Annotated in this window: 17 protein-coding genes and 1 riboswitch; of the genes, 4 read left to right on the top strand and 13 right to left on the bottom strand. The window is 71.7% G+C overall.

The genetic code is table 11. The features are described from left to right. Positions 1 to 3: 3 nt before the first annotated feature. Complete coding sequence (tdh, locus tag IG99_RS13775) at positions 4 to 1032, bottom strand: L-threonine 3-dehydrogenase (RefSeq protein ID WP_037673462.1); 1029 nt, start codon at positions 1030 to 1032, stop codon at positions 4 to 6. Positions 1033 to 1223: 191 nt separating this feature from the next. On the opposite strand from tdh, the gene IG99_RS13770 reads away from it, so the two are divergent. Continuing rightward, positions 1224 to 1829, top strand: coding sequence for a GOLPH3/VPS74 family protein (locus tag IG99_RS13770; protein ID WP_037673460.1), 606 nt, complete (start codon positions 1224 to 1226; stop codon positions 1827 to 1829). A 38-nt stretch (positions 1830 to 1867) separates the two neighbouring features. Here the strand turns inward: IG99_RS13770 and IG99_RS13765 are convergent, their stop codons facing one another. The 6 genes from IG99_RS13765 to IG99_RS13740 form a co-directional block, all read right to left on the bottom strand. Beyond that, on the bottom strand, positions 1868 to 2437 hold the full coding sequence (locus IG99_RS13765) for a GAF domain-containing protein (RefSeq protein ID WP_037673458.1): 570 nt from the start codon (positions 2435 to 2437) through the stop codon (positions 1868 to 1870). 61 nt (positions 2438 to 2498) lie between these two features. Further along, a complete protein-coding gene (locus IG99_RS13760; protein WP_037673457.1) occupies positions 2499 to 3119 on the bottom strand; it encodes a GTP-binding protein in 621 nt (206 codons plus the stop codon). Beyond that, positions 3097 to 3468 carry a DUF742 domain-containing protein gene (locus IG99_RS13755; RefSeq protein WP_037673455.1) on the bottom strand — a complete coding sequence of 124 codons (372 nt, stop codon included), beginning with the start codon at positions 3466 to 3468 and terminating at the stop codon, positions 3097 to 3099. The genes IG99_RS13760 and IG99_RS13755 overlap by 23 nt, the downstream gene beginning before the upstream one ends. A gap of 2 nt (positions 3469 to 3470) precedes the next feature. Next, a complete protein-coding gene (locus IG99_RS13750; RefSeq protein WP_037673453.1) occupies positions 3471 to 3908 on the bottom strand; it encodes a roadblock/LC7 domain-containing protein in 438 nt (145 codons plus the stop codon). A gap of 68 nt (positions 3909 to 3976) precedes the next feature. Then, positions 3977 to 6172: a sensor histidine kinase gene (locus tag IG99_RS13745; RefSeq protein ID WP_051865340.1), complete on the bottom strand. Its 2196-nt coding sequence runs from the start codon at positions 6170 to 6172 to the stop codon at positions 3977 to 3979. Between the two features lie 351 nt (positions 6173 to 6523). Continuing rightward, complete coding sequence (locus IG99_RS13740) at positions 6524 to 7780, bottom strand: MBL fold metallo-hydrolase (protein WP_037673451.1); 1257 nt, start codon at positions 7778 to 7780, stop codon at positions 6524 to 6526. Positions 7781 to 7942: 162 nt separating this feature from the next. On the opposite strand from IG99_RS13740, the gene IG99_RS13735 reads away from it, so the two are divergent. Together IG99_RS13735 and IG99_RS13730 are read left to right on the top strand one after the other, a co-directional pair. Continuing rightward, positions 7943 to 9124: a Glu/Leu/Phe/Val dehydrogenase dimerization domain-containing protein gene (locus tag IG99_RS13735; RefSeq protein WP_037673448.1), complete on the top strand. Its 1182-nt coding sequence runs from the start codon at positions 7943 to 7945 to the stop codon at positions 9122 to 9124. Positions 9125 to 9195: 71 nt separating this feature from the next. Continuing rightward, the gene (locus tag IG99_RS13730) at positions 9196 to 9816 is read left to right on the top strand and encodes a TetR/AcrR family transcriptional regulator (RefSeq protein WP_199815511.1); all 621 of its coding nucleotides are present in this window, start codon (positions 9196 to 9198) and stop codon (positions 9814 to 9816) included. 43 nt (positions 9817 to 9859) lie between these two features. On the opposite strand, the gene IG99_RS13725 is transcribed toward IG99_RS13730, so the two are convergent. From IG99_RS13725 to IG99_RS13710, 4 genes are all read right to left on the bottom strand, one after another. Then, positions 9860 to 10645 (bottom strand): SGNH/GDSL hydrolase family protein, encoded by a 786-nt coding sequence (locus tag IG99_RS13725; protein WP_037673442.1) that lies wholly within the window; start codon positions 10643 to 10645, stop codon positions 9860 to 9862. A gap of 110 nt (positions 10646 to 10755) precedes the next feature. Continuing rightward, positions 10756 to 11478, bottom strand: coding sequence for a DUF6250 domain-containing protein (locus IG99_RS13720; RefSeq protein ID WP_037673440.1), 723 nt, complete (start codon positions 11476 to 11478; stop codon positions 10756 to 10758). A gap of 293 nt (positions 11479 to 11771) precedes the next feature. Continuing rightward, positions 11772 to 12674: a M23 family metallopeptidase gene (locus tag IG99_RS13715; RefSeq protein WP_037673437.1), complete on the bottom strand. Its 903-nt coding sequence runs from the start codon at positions 12672 to 12674 to the stop codon at positions 11772 to 11774. A 4-nt stretch (positions 12675 to 12678) separates the two neighbouring features. Further along, a riboswitch (cyclic di-AMP (ydaO/yuaA leader) is annotated at positions 12679 to 12840 on the bottom strand. A 304-nt stretch (positions 12841 to 13144) separates the two neighbouring features. Then, a complete protein-coding gene (locus tag IG99_RS13710) occupies positions 13145 to 15223 on the bottom strand; it encodes an alpha-galactosidase (protein WP_037673434.1) in 2079 nt (692 codons plus the stop codon). 222 nt (positions 15224 to 15445) lie between these two features. Here IG99_RS13710 and IG99_RS13705 point away from each other — a divergent pair, with 222 nt between their 5' ends. Continuing rightward, entirely contained in the window at positions 15446 to 16243 is a 798-nt protein-coding gene (locus IG99_RS13705) for a tyrosine-protein phosphatase (RefSeq protein ID WP_037673431.1), read from the top strand. Positions 16244 to 16256: 13 nt separating this feature from the next. On the opposite strand, the gene IG99_RS13700 is transcribed toward IG99_RS13705, so the two are convergent. Then, positions 16257 to 16379: a DUF6126 family protein gene (locus tag IG99_RS13700; RefSeq protein WP_037673429.1), complete on the bottom strand. Its 123-nt coding sequence runs from the start codon at positions 16377 to 16379 to the stop codon at positions 16257 to 16259. Further along, positions 16372 to 17025, bottom strand: a complete 654-nt coding sequence (locus IG99_RS13695; RefSeq protein ID WP_037673426.1) for a helix-turn-helix domain-containing protein — start codon at positions 17023 to 17025, stop codon at positions 16372 to 16374. Before IG99_RS13695 ends, IG99_RS13700 begins: the two co-directional genes overlap by 8 nt. Positions 17026 to 17038: the final 13 nt, after the last annotated feature.

The following is a 17038-nucleotide window of genomic DNA, read 5'->3' as shown; positions in this document are numbered from 1 at the left end:
AGGTCACGCAGTCCAGTCGAGGATGACCTTGCCGCCCTGGCCGCTCGCCGCGTCGGCGAAACCCGCCTCGTAGTCGCGGTAGCCGTAGCGGCCGGTGATCACCGGGGCGAGGTCGAGGCCACCCTCCAGGAGGACCGACATCGCGTACCAGGTCTCGAACATCTCCCGGCCGTAGATGCCCTTGATGGTGATCATCGAGGTGACGATCCGGGCCCAGTCGACCGGGAACTCCTCGGCGGGCAGGCCGAGCATGGCGATGCGGCCGCCGTGCGTCATGTTGGCGAGCATGTCGCGCATCGCCTCGGGGCGGCCGGACATCTCCAGACCGACGTCGAAGCCCTCGCGCAGGCCGAGCTCGCGCTGCCCGTCGGCGATGGGCGTCTCCGCCACGTTCAGCGCGAGGCTCACACCGATCTTGCGGGCCAGTTCGAGCCGCTCCTCGCTCACGTCGGTGATGACGACGTTGCGGGCCCCGGCGTGCCGGGCCACCGCGGCCGCCATCAGCCCGATCGGACCGGCCCCGGTGATCAGCACGTCCTCCCCGACCAGCGGGAAGGACAGCGCGGTGTGCACGGCGTTGCCGAACGGGTCGAAGATCGCGGCGACGTCGAGGTCGACGGGGATGCGGTGCACCCAGACGTTGGTGGCGGGCAGCACGACGTACTCGGCGAACGCCCCGTCCCGGCCGACGCCGAGCCCCACCGTGGCCCGGCAGAGGTGACGTCGTCCGGCGAGACAGTTGCGGCACTTGCCGCACACCAGATGGCCCTCGCCGCTGACCCGGTCGCCGATCCCGATGTCGGTGACGTCACGGCCCGTCCCGACGACCTCGCCGACGAACTCGTGGCCGATGACGAGCGGGGTGCGGATCGTCTGCCGCGCCCAGCCGTCCCAGTTCCGGATGTGCAGGTCCGTGCCGCAGATGCCGGTGCGCAGCACCTTGATCAGTACGTCTCCGGGGCCGACCGTGGGCTCCGGGACGTCCGCGAGCCACAGCCCCGGCTCCGCCTTCTCCTTGATCAGCGCCTTCACGCTACGGCTCCCGTGGGTGAGGTCCCGGGCGCGGACGTGCTGAGTAACCCCGTGCCGGGAGAGGAGTGGATGTGATCAGCAATCTGCCGTACCGCGGGCCCCGGGTCCATCGAGGATTTCTTAAGCGGCGCCGCAGCTTTCCTTCACGTGTCACGCTGGACACGGCACGGCCGACCGACCTGGAGCCACTGATGACCACAGCACAGGATCTGATGATCGTCTCGTTGGACGTGACGCCCGTGCGCCCCGTGGGACAGGGCGATCTGTCGCTCGCCCTCGCGGGGGCCGAACTGATCGACCTGGTCGAGGCCGAGGCGCTCTCCGTCGAGGACGACCGCATCGTCCCCCGCCTGCCGCCGACACCGGACGACCACCTTTTGGCGGAGGCCGCGTCTTCCCTCGTACGGGTGCAGCCGTACGAGTCGGTGGAGGACTGGCTGTGGCGCCGCGGCCGGGGGCTGTCCTCGGCCTACGCCGCGCGCATGGAGGCCGACGGGCTGATCACCCGGTCGCGCCGCCGCGTCCTCGCGGTCCGGTCCGACCGGACGGAGCCCGCGGACTCACCGGTCCGGCAGCACGCCGGCGAACGCTGGGCGTCGGACGAACCGGTCCTCGCCGTCCTGGCCGCCACCGTCGGTCTGCGCGAGGAGCCGGCCGACGGCTTCTCTGCGCCCCTCACGGACACGGCCGAGACGGTCCTGGCCGCGGTCGGTGACGCGGTGGCGGAACTGGAGGCCGTGCGGCAGCGCCGGACCATCGAGAAGCAGGCCTTCGACAACATCTGGCGGGGCGCCTGACGGAACCCGAGGGCCGGCGGCTCATGGCGACGCAGGGCTCACAGCGGAAGCCCGTCTGCCTCTCGGCGTTCCAGTCGTCCGGCGAGGTCGGCCGCCGTCGCCTTGATGGTCTCCAGGCCGGCCCTGCCCCAGGGCCGGGGCGCCAGGTCGGCGACGCAGACCGTGCCGAGCACCATGCCGGCGGTGTCGATCACCGGGGCACCGAGGTAGGAGCGGATTCCGTACTCGTCGACCACCGGGTTGCCAGCGAACCTCGGGTAGTCGCGTACGTCCTCCAGGACCAGCGCCTTGCGCCGTACGACCACGTACGGGCAGTAGCCGTACTCCCGGGCCAGCCGGCGGCCCACCTCGGGCTTGCCGCCACGGGCGGCCCCGCCGCCCGCCGGGGTATGCAGCCCGGCGAAGAACTGCCGCTGCTCGTCGATGAAGTTGACCATGGCGTACGGCGCGCCGGTCACCTCGGCGAGCCGGTCCGCGAAGGAGTCGAGGGCGGGCTCCGGCTGCTCCCCGAGTCCGAGTCGGCGCAGCCTCAGGCTGCGGGCGGGAGCATCCTTGTCCTCGGGCGTGAGCAGCAGTCGACCGGCCGGACGCGGCGGGTCGTAGCTCATGGGCGGACTCCGTGGCTGTGGGCGTGCTTCATATGCGGCTCCGGTGCTTGGTGTGCGGGTGTCACATGTGGGCGCCGCGGCTCGGCTGGGGCGCGGCCGGGGCATGGGCGATGAGGTGCCGGACGAGGGTGAGCAGGGTCTGGACGCCGGAGGCGGAGATGCGCGCGTCGCAGCGGACGACCGGAACCTCCGGGTTGAGGTCGAGGGCGGCTCGGACCTCGTCCGCCTCGTAGCGGTGGGCGCCGTCGAACTGGTTGATCGCGATGATGAAGCCCAGACCGCGTTCCTCGAAGAAGTCGACGGCCGCGAAGCACTCCTGGAGGCGGCGGGTGTCGGCGAGGATGACCGCGCCGAGCGCTCCCTCGGAGAGCTCGTCCCACATGAACCAGAACCGCTCCTGCCCGGGTGTGCCGAACAGGTACAGCACGTGTTCCGGATCGAGGGTGATCCGGCCGAAGTCCATGGCGACGGTCGTCTCGACCTTGTTCTCGATCCCGTCGAGGTTGTCGGTCGCGGCGCTGACCGTGGTGAGCAGCTCCTCCGTACTGAGCGGCGCGATCTCGCTCACCGCGCCGACGAACGTCGTCTTGCCGACCCCGAACCCGCCCGCGACCAGGATCTTCAGAGCGGTGGGAAAGGGGTCGGAGGTGTCGTCGTACTCAGAGCTGTCGTCGTAGTCCATCGAGCACTGCCTCCAGAAGAGCCCGGTCTGTCGGGTTGTGGTGGAACTCGGGGGGCTTGGTGGTCAGCGCCCCGCAGTCGACGAGGTCGGACAGCAGCACCTTGGTGACCGCCGCCGGCAGCTTCAGGTGGGCGGCGACCTCGGCGACCGAGACGGGTGAGCGGCACAGGTCGAGTGCCTGTGCGTGCTCGGGGCCGAGGTAGCCGAGGGGGGTGGCCCCGGTGTCTCTCACCTGTGACATCAGGTCCAGCGCGATGGTGGGCCGGGTGCGGCCGTTGCTGATCGTGAACGGGCGCACCAGCCGTCCGGCCGCGTCGTCGAGCCAGGGCCCGTCGCCGGCCGCCGCCACGCTCAACGCCTCATCGCCGGGGGTTCGACGGCATGCTGCCGAGGCGCCGTCATGAGGTACGGGCGCACGCTCTTGACCAGCATCGCCATCTCGTAACCGAGCACCGCGGCATCGGCCTCGCGGCCCGCGAGCACGGCGAGGCAGGTGCCGGATCCGGCGGTGGTGACGAACAGCAGGGTCGAGTCGAGTTCCACGACGACCTGCCGTACGTCCCCGCCGTCGCCGAAGCGGACGCCGGCGCTGCGACCGAGGGAGTACAGGCCGGAGGCGAGGGCGGCCATGTGGTCGGCGCTGTCCGGGTCGAGGCCGTGGACGGACTTCACCAGGCCGTCGCAGGAGAGGAGGACCGCGCTGGTGGTGTGGGGTACGCGCTGCACGAGGCCGCTCATCAGCCAGTCGAGATCGGATACGTGGCCGGTCGTCGGCGCATCGCTCGCCATGGTGGATCGACTCCTTGGGGTACGAAGGTCTGCGGGAGCGCTCGGGGTGGGGGTGGAGAGGGGGGTGCTCATCCGGCGGGTGCGCTCCCGTCGTGCCGGGTGGTGTGGTGGTCGGGGGCCGGAGCGGCCAGGCCGTCCCGCGGAGGACGCGGCTCGGGCAGGTCGTTCGTGTCATGCGTGTCCCGCGTCTCCGGTGAGGTGGAGGAGACCGGTGAGACCGGTGAGGCCGGTGAGGCCGGTGAGGCCGGTGAGGCCGGTGAGGCCGGTGACACGACCGGGCGCCCGGGGCGCGCTCCGGTTATGCCGCTCGCGTCCGGTCGGCGGACCTCCAGGGGCGGCACATCCCGGGGCGCGATGCGGGGCGTTGATTCCGTGCGCGGCGGTGGGACGGGGGCGTTCACGGGCGCCGGGTCCGGGTGGATGCCGTCCGACTCCAGGCTCTGCTGGGCCTCGGCGAGCCCGATGCCGCGTTGGAAGGCCGCCATCAACCCCGGGTCGTGGCCGACGAGCTGCCGGTCGCTGTCCTGTCGAGGCGCCGGACCGCCGCGCAACTGCGGTGCGATGTGCTCCTGCGCCCTTCGCCGGGGCAGCTGCGGTGGCCTGCCCATCGTCCCGCGCACGGTCCCCACCCGCGGTGTGGGCAGCGTCCCCGTGTGCTGCGCGACGACCTCCCGATCGGCCGGCCGGATCCCGGGCACCGCCTCCGCCGGATTGGGCCGCTGCCCACGAGCTCCCCGCCGGGGAAGCGGCGCGGGCCGACCGGCGTCCGGCGCGGCGGGCCAGGACCGGTTGCCCTCCGCCGCCGAATCAGGCGTGGGAGACCCGGGGCGCGTGGGCTCCTGCGGGCGGAGCGGTGCGGCGGAAAGCCCCGGGGACGGCGGTACGAGGGGACTGTCGACGCCTGTGCGTGAGACCACCCCGGATACGGCCGCCTCCCGCGATACGGCACTGCCGATGTCGCCCGGCACCGCGGTGACCGGAGATCCGGGCGCCGCGACCGGCGTCCCCGGGGCCACTCCCCCGGCGCTCCCCGCAGCCGCGGTCTTGGAGGCTCCCGGTGCCGTGCCCAGCAGGGCCTGCGGTACGACGAGCACCGCCTGTACGCCGCCGTAGATGTTGGTCTGGAGACGGACCCGGATGCCGTGGCGGCGGGCGAGTTGGGAGACGACGAACAGGCCGATGCGGCCGTCGGCGAGGAGGCGGGCGACGCTGACCTGGTCGGGGTCGGCGAGCAGGGCGTTCATACGGCTCTGCTCCTCGACGGGCATACCGAGGCCACGGTCCTCCACCTCGACGGCGAGCCCGGAGGTGACCAGGTTGGCGCGCAGCAGCACCTGGGTGTGCGGGGCCGAGAACAGCGTCGCGTTCTCGATGAGTTCGGCCAGCAGGTGGATCACGTCGGCGACGGCGTGCCCGCTGAGGTCGCCCTCGACCGGCGGGACGAGCTTGACCCGTGAGTACTGCTCGACCTCGGCGATGGCGGAGCGCAGCACCTCCGTCATGGAGACGGGGTTGCTCCACTGCCTACGTGAGACCGCGCCGCCGAGGACGGCGAGGTTCTCGGCGTGACGGCGGATGCGGGTGGCGAGGTGGTCGACGTGGAAGAGGCCCTTGAGCAGGTCGGGGTCCTCGATCTCGTTCTCCAGCTCGTCGAGGGTCGAGATCTCCCGGTGCACGAGCGACTGGAGCCGCCGCGCGAGGTTGACGAAGACCTCGAGCTTCTGTTCGCTGCCGGTCTGGCTGGAGAGCTGGGCGGCCTGGACGACGGCGGTGACGGCGGTGTCGTGCGCGCGGGACAGGTCCGCGGCGAGCAGTTCGAAGTCGTCGGCGTCCTCGGCGGGGCCGCCACGCGGCCTGCGCTGGGGCGCGCCCTCGCCCCGCCGCAGCGCCTCGACAAGGGCGCGCAGGTCGGTTTCACCCCGGGCGCTGCTCTCGCGCAGGGCGCCGACGCGGTCGCTCACGGACCGGGCGGCGCGGTCGGCGGCGACGGCGGCGATCACGATGCCCGCACCGGTGACGGCGACCGCGCCGGCCAGCACACCCCACAGGGTGAGGCTGGGGCGTACTCCGGTGGAGCGGACGGTGAAGAGCACGGCCGCGCAGGCACTGAGGGCGACCGCGATCGGCGGGAGCACGGCGAGACGCAGGAGTTGGGGCCGTATGTGTGTCTCGGCCAGGGGTGGAACGGCACGGGGGACCGGCCGCCCGTGCCGCCCGCCCTCACGGCGGTCTGCGCGTGCGGCCGGTGCGCGGAGGTGAGACATCGGTGTCCTCGTACTGGTACTGGTCCGTCGGGCCGGTGTCGGTCGAGAGGACCCACGAAATGGGCCCTGCGTCGCCTGACGGCCACTGACAGTAGTCGCCGATGCGCCAGGTGCGGTGTGCTGTTGACAAAGTGCCCCGCGGCCCTTCCGGCTGTGGTAGATGCGCCGGTACGACAGAACGACAAGTACCTCTAAGAGCCCAGCCTCGAAGCAAGGGGAAACGATCGAGGCTGGTCAGAATCGGTCGGAGATGCGCGCCGCGCCGAAGGCGCGCTCCCTGCAGGCGCGACCACACATCACTCGATAGGGGGACGCCTCATGCCCTCTCCCCCGGTTGACCGGGCAGCCGCGTCAGCGCTCACCCGCGAGGTCGACGTCGCCCCGGGTGACCTCCGCGGTGACGTCGGGGGTCACGTCGGGACCGACCTTCGCGGTACCGGGACGCCACGGGTGGGCCAGGGGCGCGGACACCGCTCGCCACCAGGGCTCGGTCGGGAGCGTTCCGCCGGGCTCGAAGGGCTCGCCGGGGCGCGGGAACGCGGCCGGCTGGCCGGCCTCCTCCGCGGCGTCCCTCGTCCACTCCCCCGGCTCCGCCCACGCGTGCAGGGACAGGTTGAAGGTGCCCCAGTGGATCGGCAGCAGCACGCCGTGCGGCCGGCCGCCCTGGAGGTCCAGGTGGGCCCGCACGCCGTCGGCGGGCGACATGTGGATGTCCGGCCACTGCCCGGGAAGCGGGGTGCGGTCGGTGTGGCCCTCGGGCCAGTACTCGGAGTACGCGCCGATCTGGATCATCGTGGCGTCGAACGGCCCGTACTCGGCGCCTATGTCCTTGAAGCCCTCGAAGTACCCGGTGTCGCCACTGTGGAAGATCCGGTGCTCGTCCCCGGCGACGGTCCAGGAGGCCCACAGGGTGTGCTGAGTGTTGCGCAGGCCGCGGCCGCAGAAGTGGCGGGCCGGGGTGGCCGTCAGGGTGAGGCCGCCGACCTTGGTCGCCTCGTGCCAGTCCAGCTCGCGCAGCCGGTCGGCGGACACACCCCAGTGTTCGAGGTGGGCGCCGACGCCGAGCGGGACGGCGAACAGGGTGTCCGTGCCGGCCAGCGCCTTGATCGTGGGCAGGTCCAGGTGGTCGTAGTGGTCGTGGGAGATCACGACGACGTCGACCGGGCCGAGCGCGGTCAGCGGCAGGGGCGCCGGGTGCAGTCGCCGGGGCCCGGCGAAGGGGAAGGGCGAGCAGCGCTCGCCCCAGACCGGGTCGAAGAGGACGCGGTGTCCGTCGATCTCCGCGAGCACGCTGGAGTGGCCCATCCAGGTCAGCCGCAGTCCGGTGGCGGGCGGCTCGGTGATGTCGGCGAGCGTGGTGGCGTGCACGGGGATCGTGCCCGCCGGGGCGCGGCGGGCGCGGTCCTCCTTGGCGAAATAGCGCTTGGCGAGGTCCAACGCGGAGCCGGAGGGACGGATCCGGGAAGGGCCGCCGGGATTCTGGAAGACCCCGTCCTTGAAGTGGGGCGATCTGCGGATGCGCGCCATGCGCTCACCGCTCGGGTCCGCGCCGAAGGCCGCGGGCCGCAGCGCGCGGAGCCCGGAGCTCGGAGGACGGAAACCGGTCACGGGACCTCCAGATGGAGTCGGGGCATCCCATTATTGTCGGCCCCTCCGACAACGCGGGCCCCGGGCGGGTCCTGAGCCCTGATCCGGAGATCCCCGAATGCGTTGACACGGCGTCCGCGGGCTTTGAATACTGAATCCCCATTCAGTACAAGAGGAGTCCGCATGACCGCGTCGCCCCTGATGTCCCTCACCTGGGTCGACCATGTCACCGGCCGCCGGGGTCACCTCGTCGTCGACCGGCTGGTGCGCGGCGTCGCGAGCGGCGGGCTGCGGATGCGGGAGGGCTGCACGCTGGACGAGGTCGCCGGGCTCGCACGCGGCATGACCATGAAAGAGGCGCTGCACTACGACCCCGAGAGCCGTTACGTCCCCCTGGGCGGGGCCAAGGGCGGCATCGACTGCGACCCGCGGGACCCGGCGGCGTACGGGGTGCTCGTGCGCTACCTGCGCGCCATGCGGCCGTACATCGAGAGCTTCTGGACCACCGGCGAGGACCTCGGTCTCAGTCAGGACCTGGTCGACCGGGCCGCCGCCGAGGCGGGCCTGGTGTCGTCGATCCAGGCCGTGTACCCGCTGCTCGACGACGAGGTCACCGCACGGCGGCGGCTCGCGGACGCGTTCGCCGTGGAGGTGGACGGCATCGGCCTGGACGAACTGGTCGGCGGCTGCGGGGTCGCCGAGTCGGCACTCGCGGCCCTGGACCGGGCCGGTGTGCCGTACGCGGGCACCCGGGTCGCCGTGCAGGGCCTGGGCACCATGGGCGGGGCCACGGCGCGGTTCCTCGCCCGCGCGGGGCTGACGGTGGTGGCCGTCGCCGACGTCAAGGGCACGGTCGCCAACCCTGCGGGCCTCGACGTCGAGGCACTGCTGGACTCACGGGACGCCCACGGCACGGTCGACCGGGGTGCGCTGCGCCTCGGTGACCGCGAACTGCCGGGCGACGCCTGGCTGTCGGCCGACGCCGAGGTACTGGTGCCGGCGGCGGTGTCGTACGCGGTCGACGCCGTGAACCAGGGGTCGATCACCGCGCGCTGGGTGGTCGAGGCGGCCAACATGCCGGTGCTGCCCGAGGCGGAGGCACTGCTGGCCGCGCGCGGGGTGACCGTGCTGCCGGACGTCGTGGTCAACTCCGGGACGAACGCCTGGTGGTGGTGGACCCTGTTCGGGGACATCGGCGCGGACGCGGAGGAGGCGTTCGCCCACACGCGCCGCTCCATGCGGGCCCTGGTCGACCTGATGCTGACCCGCGCGCAGAGCGACGGAACGACTCCGAGGGCCGCCGCCCACGCCATCGCCGCGGACCGGCTGCCAGTGATCGCGGAGCGGTTCGGCTGGTACCGCTGAGGGCGGTCGAGCGCTCCGGTCGGTTCCGCCCGCCGAGGGCGGACCTGCGCAGGTCGGGCTAGGGTGACCGGGTGGCGAGAGTGCGGTTGAGCGTGGCGGAGCGGCGCGAGGAGTTGTTGCGGGCGGCCGTCGAACAGATCGAGGCGCGGGGCGTGGCGGCGGTGCGGATCGCCGATGTGGCCTCGGTGCTCGGAGTGAGCAACGCGCTGGTGCTCTACCACTTCTCGACGAAGGAGAAGCTGGTAGCCGCCGCGTTCACGCAGGCGGCCGAGGACGACCTCGCGCATCTGCGCAAGCTGCTCGGCCGCCGCACGACGGCGCTGCGGCGGCTGCGGGCGGCCGTGCGCTGGTACGCCCCGACGGGCCAGGCCGAGGGCTGGCGGCTGTGGATCGAGGGCTGGGCGGTGGCGCTGCGCGAGCCGGCCCTGCGGGAGGTCACCCAGGACCTCGACCGGCAGTGGAAGGCGGCGCTCACCGAGGTCGTCGCGGAGGGCGTGGCAGCCGGCGAGTTCGTGTGCCCCGACCCCGCCGGTGCCGCCCTGCGCCTGACCGCCCTGCTCGACGGGCTCGCCGTACAGATGACGTCGTACGAGGGTGCGGTGCCCCGGGCGCGCGCGCTGGAGTGGGTCGACGACGCGCTCGCCCGGGAACTCGGCGTGGAGCGGGAGGCATTGACGGCGCCCGAGCGCTGAGCGGCACCCCGCGCGGCACTCGTCCCGCCAGGCCTCCCGACCTTCACGCCACCGCGGAGATCCGCATCCTGATGTCGTCCGGCGACAGGGTGCCCTTGGCGGTCACATGGTCGCCGGAGGACTCTCCGCGCAGTCGGCGGCCGATCCACGGCACCAGGTACTCGCGCGCCCAGTGGACGTCGTCGCGCCGCACCTCGAGCGTGCCGCGCGTCGGGAGCTGAGGCCAGGGCTGCTCCGGATCGGCGGGGATCTCCAGGCCGAGGGCCTGTCCGGCGCGCAGCGCCACGCGCGTGTGTCCCTCCGGGGAGAGATGCAGCCGGTCGTGGTCCCAGGCCCGGCGGTCCTGGACGGACTTGAGGGACCACAGGTCGAGCACCGGACAGCCGTAGCGGTCCGCGATGGCGCGGACATGGCCGTTGTAGGTGGCGATCTTGCCGCGCAGGTGCTTGAGCACGGGCATGCCACGGGTGTCGAAGCCGGTCGTCACCATCACCGTGCCGGCCACGGCGGTCAGCGCGGTGATCGCCCGCTCGAAGCGCTCGGCGACCTCGTCCGGATCGGTGCCCGGGCGCAGGATGTCGTTGCCGCCCGCACAGAAGGAGACCAGGTCCGGCGCGAGCGCGACGGCCTGCGGGAGTTGGTCCGCCACGATCTGGTCGAGGAGTTTTCCGCGGACCGCGAGGTTGGTGTACTCGAAGTCGCCCTCGGGTCGCCGGTCCGCGAGCAACACCGCGAACCGGTCGGCCCAACCGACGAACGCCCCGTCGGGGCCGGGGTCGCCGACGCCTTCGGTGAAGCTGTCCCCCACCGCCACGTACGACCCGATCACTGATCTGCTGTCATTCTTCGAATCGTCTGCCACAGCAGTTCATGATTCACCCCCGAATGTGACCTACGCGACCGTAGGCAGGGGTTGACGTGCGGTGAGAAAGGCCACTCTTAAAGAGTTTGCCAATCAGGGAATAGGGACCACACCCGGAAGTCGCTGATGCGGAAGTGGCTCCACGTGGTGCGGAACGCGAAGTGGCCGCCGGTGTAGGGCTCGGGGTCGCTGTAGTCGAAGACCAGCCGGCCGTTGTTCCACCAGCGCACGGTCGAGCCGTCGGAGACGATGCGGACGCGGTTCGGCTCGTTCGCGACGAGCAGGGGCTCGGTGTAGTCGTGGACCAGTGGCCGAACTCCGGGCTCGCCGACGTAACGGCGCAGTCTGGTGGTGGTGTTGGTGTTGGCGCCGTAGCCGACGTAGTAGGTCCGGAGATAGTCGTACTCGGCGAGCGCGCCGCCGCGCGCGGTGGCGAAGAGGTCGTCGGGGGAGCGGACGTCGACGGCGTTCCAGAAGTTGTTCAGGTCCGAGACACGGTCGTTGGCGCCGCCGGCGGAGACGGGAGTGGCGGTGTACTCCAGGAGGTACGCACCTACGAGCGGTCGCCGGAACCAGATCGTCGCCCCGGCCGGGACGTCGACGTCCAGAACCCCGCGGGAGGCGGTGACGGTGCCGCCCCGCTCGAGTTCGACGGCCCACCGGCGCAGGCCGTGGCGGAAGTCGTCGTGGGTGATGAGACGGCGGTGGCGGGGCGCGGCGCTCGCGGTGGCGGCGGGGGCGAGGGTGGCCAGGGCGGCGCCGGCGGCCAGGGCACCGAACGCTCTGCGCGTGGTCGTCACGGGAAACAACTCCTCAGCGGGGGCTGGGCTTTCGGGATGGAAAGCGCTTGCCATCTGACGGAGATCACTCTCCCCCGGCTCCCCGCCCGCTGTCGACACCCCGGGCACCCCTGCCACAGGACCGCAACGCGGCCGATCACCCACGGGCGGCGCCGCCGCGGGGCCGGGTCCGCGCATGCGAACGCCGGACCCGCACATGCCGATGGCCGGACCCGGCCATACCGAAAACGAAGGCCGGACCCGGGGATCGAGGTCCGGCCTTCGGCAGCGTGTCAGGCGGGGGTGGGTGTCCGTCAGCCGACGGTGACGCCGTGCGAGCGGAGGTAGGCGACCGGGTCCACGTCCGAGCCGTAGTCCGGCGTGGTCCGGATCTCGAAGTGCAGGTGCGGTCCGGTCACGTTGCCGGTAGCGCCGGAGAGGCCGATCTGCTGCCCCTCGGTCACGGTCTGACCCGCGGAGACGGAGATCGAGGACAGGTGGGCGTACTGGGCGTAGTAGCCGTCGCCGAGCTTGATGACGACCTGGTTGCCGTACGCGCCGCCCCAGCCCGCGGAGACGACCGTGCCCGCGGCCACGGCCTTGAGGGACGTGCCGGTCGGGACGACGAAGTCGACGCCCGTGTGGTAGCCGCTGGACCACATGCTGCCCGCCATGTGGTACGGCGTGCCGATGGTGGCGCCGGCCACGGGGAGCGTGTAACCACTGCCGGTAGAGGCACCGGCGGACTGGGTCGCCGTCGTGGCCTGGGCGGCGGAGGCCTTCGAGGACGTGGCGGTCTTCGAGGGCTTCGGGGAGGACGACGCGCTCGACGCGGCCTTCTTGCCGATCGACAGCTTCAGACCGGGGTGGATGAGCGACGGGTCGGAGCCGATGACCGCGCGGTTGTCGGCGTAGAGCTTCTTCCAGCCGCCGGCGACGTGCTGGTCCTCCGCGATCTTCGAGAGGTAGTCGCCGGCCTTCACCGTGTAGATCCGGGTGGCCGCGTTGTCCGCGGCGGACTTCTTCTCTGCAGCCTTTTGCTCCGCCACCGGAGCGGACTGTACGGCCTTTTCCGGGGCGGACCGATACGGGGCGGCGTGCGCGCCCGTGGCCCCGAGAAGGGGAAGGGCGAGGGCGGCGCCGCCGGTTCCGGCGACGGCGATGGAGCGGGTGAAACGGGAAGACTTCGGGCGGCGGTGCTTACCCTTCGCGGGCATGGCGAATTCCTCTCCGGCGCCTGCGAGGTGAGCTGTCGGGTGCGGGCTGGAGATGCCCGGTCGCGCCGAGGCGCGGCTTAACCCCAAGCCGTTCCGGGAACCGGAACAGGCGGTCTTACCTGTGGGTCCCCCGCTCCTGCCGTGCACGGGTCAGTGTGTGCGGATCTCCGGGCGGCGGCAGGATTGGGCGTCCGTCCGGATTGGTGGCGAACGTAAGCGACCAAGACGCGAAGGGACAAGCAGAGGGTTGCGCGGGAATGCCTTTTTCGTGATCCGCCGCGGGAATTCCCGGTGACACTCCGTGCAGTACGAAGGCATCGCTTTCCATGAAATCCCTTGAGAACCACGCGAATTACATGGACATGACGGGCCACGCATCGTCACGGATATGACGCTAATCACGTGACGCCGCTCCAGACCCTTTTCTTTCGGAGCGACTTGGAATCAATGCTGCAATTCGGACAGAACACTCAGATGCGACGCAGCCGGAGAACTGCCGCATCCAGGTCGCCACGCAGACCGGTGCGCAGACCGTGATGCAACAGCACCGCCCCGCGATGAATTTCGCCCGTTTCGAGACATTCGTACGATGCCGTCGGGTCAAGCCCGCGCAAGCGCAGCGCCGGTACGGGCTCGCCGTAGTGCTGCGCCTGGAGCCAGGCCAGGACGACGGACTCGTCCCCGCGGACGTACTGCACGGCGCTGAGTCCGCCCCGCGGCGGCCGCAGTCGATAGAGGTCGCCGTGCTGGACCAGCGGGCGGATCTTCTTGTAGAGCTCCACCCACTCGCCGGCCTCGGCGAGTTCCTCCTCGGTCCACTGGGCGAGGTCGCCACCGACTCCGAGCACGCCCGCCATGGCGCTGACGAACCGGAAGCGCAGCGAGCTGACCCGGCCGTTGAGCTGAGTGTTGGGGCTGTCGGTGACCCAGGCGGCCATGACCCGCGCGGGGTGGATCTGAGTGAAGCCGTGCTGGATGGCGAGCCGGTCGAGAGGGTCGGTGTTGTCGGAGGTCCACACCTGGTCCGTGCGACTGAGGACGCCGAGGTCGATCCGGCCGCCGCCGCCCGAGCAGGACTCGAAGGCGACACCGGGGTGCGCCGCCCGCAGCCGGTCCAGCAGGCCGTACAGGGCGTTCACGTGGTCGACCCAGAGGCGCTGCGGATAGCCCTCGCCGGGCCAGCCGGCGTCGGTGAAGCAGCGATTGAAGTCCCACTTCACGTAGTCGATCGGGGCGCTGGACAGGAGGGTGTCGAGCTGCTCCCAGAGGTAGTCCTGGACGTCCGGGCGGGCGAGGTTCAACACGAGTTGATTGCGGAATTCCGTCCGATTTCGTCCCGTTTGATACTGCACCCAGTCGGGGTGTGCCCGGTACAGCTCGCTGTCCGGGTTCACCATCTCCGGCTCGACCCAGATGCCGAACTGCATCCCGAGCGCGTGGACGTAGTCGGCCAGCGGCTTCAGGCCGCCGGGGAAGCGGTCCGGGTTGGGCCGCCAGTCGCCGAGCCCGGCACGGTCGCTGGTGCGCGCCCCGAACCAGCCGTCGTCGACCACGAACAGTTCGACACCGATGGCCGCGGCCCGCCGCGCGAGTGTGGCCTGCTGCTCCTCGGAGATGTCGAACTCGGTGGCCTCCCAGGAGTTGAACAGCACGGGCCGGTCCCGCTCGGCGTCCGGGACGACGTACGTCCGCTGGTAGGCGTGCCAGGCCCGGCTGGCACCGCCGAAGCCCTGATCGCTCCACAGTCCCGCGAAGACCGGCGTGGTGTACGACTCCCCCGCCGCGAGCCGCAGCAGTCCCGAGTCGTCGTGTCCGGCGCCGCCGGTGATCTGCACGCGCGCGTCCGGAAGTTGGGCGACGGCGATCCGCCACGAGCCGGACCAGCCGAGCGCGCAGCCGTAGACCTCGCCGTGTTCCTCGGTCGCGTCGGTGTCGAGGGCGACCCAGGGCAGGTGCTGGTGGCCGGTGTGGCCGCGACGGCTGCCGATGACCTTCTCACCGTAGGTGAGCGGGGCGGAGACCAACCGGGACTCGGCGGCCCAGCGGCCGTGCAGGTGGGACAGGCGCCAGCCCTCGCGGTCGGGCAGGGTCCAGGTGGCGGAGTCGGCGCGCAGCAGCTCCAAGGGGGCGGGCCCCTGGTTGTCGAGGGTGACCCAGCGCTCGAGCACGTCGCCCCGCATCCGGTAGTGCAGCGCGATGCCGAGCCCGGCCTCCGCGTCCCGGAAGCGGAGCCGCAGGAGGTCGCCCTCGGTGTCGTACGCCTCGAAGCGCCACTCGGTACCGCGCCGCTCGTCGGTGCGCACGGACAGGGCCGGCCGGGTGAAGCGGGGGCCACCCTCGACCGGGTACTCCTCGCGGCCGTCGAGCGGGGACTCGAAGCCCCGGTAGTCGGGCAGCGGGCGGACGGCGAGGGCCTCGGCGTCCGGCAGGGCGATGAGGGGGCCCCAATGCAGATGGAGGAACTCGTGGTCCTCGGTGACATGAACGGCGTAGCTGCTCGTGGTTCCCGAGAGCAGCCACGTACGGCCGTTTTCCGCGATCTCCAGCATGAGGGCCTCACAGATCCGAACAGGTGCGATCAAGCACCAACATCATCGAGTCCCGGAGGCGTTCCCGGCAACGCCTGTGGACAACTCATTGCCGCAGGTACCCGCCCCGGAATCGGCCTGTGGACAACTCGTTGGCCCCTGAAGCCGTGTCGTATGGTCGAGACCACACCCCGTCGGCCATTCGACGAGCCGCGCCGGCGGGGCCGATTGGGAGGAGCCCCCGTGACGCAGCAGGTCCCGTCGACCGAACCCGAGCTGGCCGGAGTGCGCAACTTCCGCGATGTGGGGGGACTGCCGACGGCGGACGGACGGCGGGTGCGGTACGGGGTGCTGTTCCGCAGCGGCCACCTCGCGCACGCGACGGACGAGGACGCCGCGTTCCTCGCCTCCCTGGGCCTGCACACGATCTTCGACTTCCGCAACGCGGCGGACCAGAAGCTGGAGGGGCAGGACGTCGAGCTGCCGGGCGTGCGCAATGTGAACCTGCCGCTGTCCGACCCGGCCGACGGTGCCGAGTTCTGGAAGATGGTCCGCGACGGACATGTCGACCAGCTGCGCGAGATCCTCGGCGACGGCAGGGCCGCGAACCGGATGATCACCTCGTACCGCAAGATCATCAAGGAGCGCACGGCCGAGCACTCCCGGGTGCTGCACACCCTCGCCGAGGACAGCGTCCCGGCCCTGATGCACTGCGCGGCCGGCAAGGACCGCGCGGGCCTGTCCATAGCCGTGACGCTGCTGGCCCTGGGTGTGGAACGCGACGCGATCGTCGCCGACTACCTGGAGTCGAACGCCAAGCACCGCCGCTACAAGGTGCACCGCGGCGGCTCCTCCGCCGGTGCCTACACCCCTGAGGTCATGGAGCTCCTCACCCCGCTGTTCGACGCCCGCGCCGAGTACCTGACGGCGGCCTTCGAGACCATCGAACAGACTTGGGGCGGCGTCGACCCCTACCTGGAACATGGCCTGAACCTCACCCCGGAGACCCGGGACCGCCTGCGCAAGCGGCTCCTGGACTGATCGGGCACCCCTCCTACTGCCGGGCCCCCGCCTCGAACAGCAGCCAGATGAAGGCCGCGAGGGCGTGTCCCACGGCGATGTAGATGATCAGCCGGACCCAGAGGGCGCGGGGGAACTTCTGCTCGATGTCACTCATGTGTGTCTCCGGAAAGTGAACCCAGGCAGAGCGTCGTCGTGGGGCTCTGCAGCAGCGTGTGGACGAAGAGGAGCTCGACCCCGTCGGGGTCCTGGGCGGCGATGCGGTGCGGGGTCAGCGAGTCGAAGTGCGCGCTGTCCCCGGGCCCGAGCCGGTGCGCGGTGTCGCCGAGGCGCAGCAGCAGCCGCCCCTTGAGGACGTGCAGCCACTCCTCCCCGGGGTGCACCCGCACGATGTCACCCTGCGAGCCGTACGGCACATGGACGCGCAGCGCCTGCATACCGCGCCCGGGGGCACCGGCCTGCCAGTACGTCCACCCGCCCGCCGCCGTCGGCTCCATGTCGGCGGCGCGGACGACGGCGTCCCGGTCGGCGGCGCTCTCACCCAGCAGGTCCGAAACGGTCGTACCGTAGATGCGGGCGAGCGCGAGCAGCATGGGCAGGGAGGGCTGGCGCTGCCCGGTCTCCAGCCGGGAGAGGTGAGCGGGCGACAGCCCGGCGGCCCGGGCCGCGGCCTCCAGGGTGAGGGAGGCCCGTCGGCGCAGGGCGCGCAGTTGGGGAGCGACGACGGCTTCGACGCCGGGTCCGCCGGCACCGGCCTCGGCTCCAGGGCCGGGCTCGGTGGGCTCGGGTTCGGAGGAGGTCATGCCTCCATTGAGC

This window comes from Streptomyces griseus subsp. griseus (assembly GCF_000720255.1).
Lineage (GTDB): Bacteria > Actinomycetota > Actinomycetes > Streptomycetales > Streptomycetaceae > Streptomyces > Streptomyces griseus_I.
The sequence above is the reverse complement of the archived record's forward strand: the minus strand, read 5'-3'. Positions and strand labels throughout refer to the sequence as shown.

Coding starts and splice junctions, on each gene's coding strand:
- IG99_RS13715 (WP_037673437.1), bottom strand. CDS start 12,674: ATGCCCGCGAAGGGTAAGCACCGCCGCCCGAAGTCTTCCCGTTTCACC.
- IG99_RS13750 (WP_037673453.1), bottom strand. CDS start 3,908: ATGGCGAGCGATGCGCCGACGACCGGCCACGTATCCGATCTCGACTGG.
- IG99_RS13735 (WP_037673448.1), top strand. CDS start 7,943: ATGACCGCGTCGCCCCTGATGTCCCTCACCTGGGTCGACCATGTCACC.
- IG99_RS13770 (WP_037673460.1), top strand. CDS start 1,224: ATGACCACAGCACAGGATCTGATGATCGTCTCGTTGGACGTGACGCCC.
- IG99_RS13760 (WP_037673457.1), bottom strand. CDS start 3,119: ATGGACTACGACGACAGCTCTGAGTACGACGACACCTCCGACCCCTTT.
- IG99_RS13765 (WP_037673458.1), bottom strand. CDS start 2,437: ATGAGCTACGACCCGCCGCGTCCGGCCGGTCGACTGCTGCTCACGCCC.
- IG99_RS13745 (WP_051865340.1), bottom strand. CDS start 6,172: ATGTCTCACCTCCGCGCACCGGCCGCACGCGCAGACCGCCGTGAGGGC.
- IG99_RS13710 (WP_037673434.1), bottom strand. CDS start 15,223: ATGCTGGAGATCGCGGAAAACGGCCGTACGTGGCTGCTCTCGGGAACC.
- IG99_RS13700 (WP_037673429.1), bottom strand. CDS start 16,379: ATGAGTGACATCGAGCAGAAGTTCCCCCGCGCCCTCTGGGTCCGGCTG.
- IG99_RS13695 (WP_037673426.1), bottom strand. CDS start 17,025: ATGACCTCCTCCGAACCCGAGCCCACCGAGCCCGGCCCTGGAGCCGAG.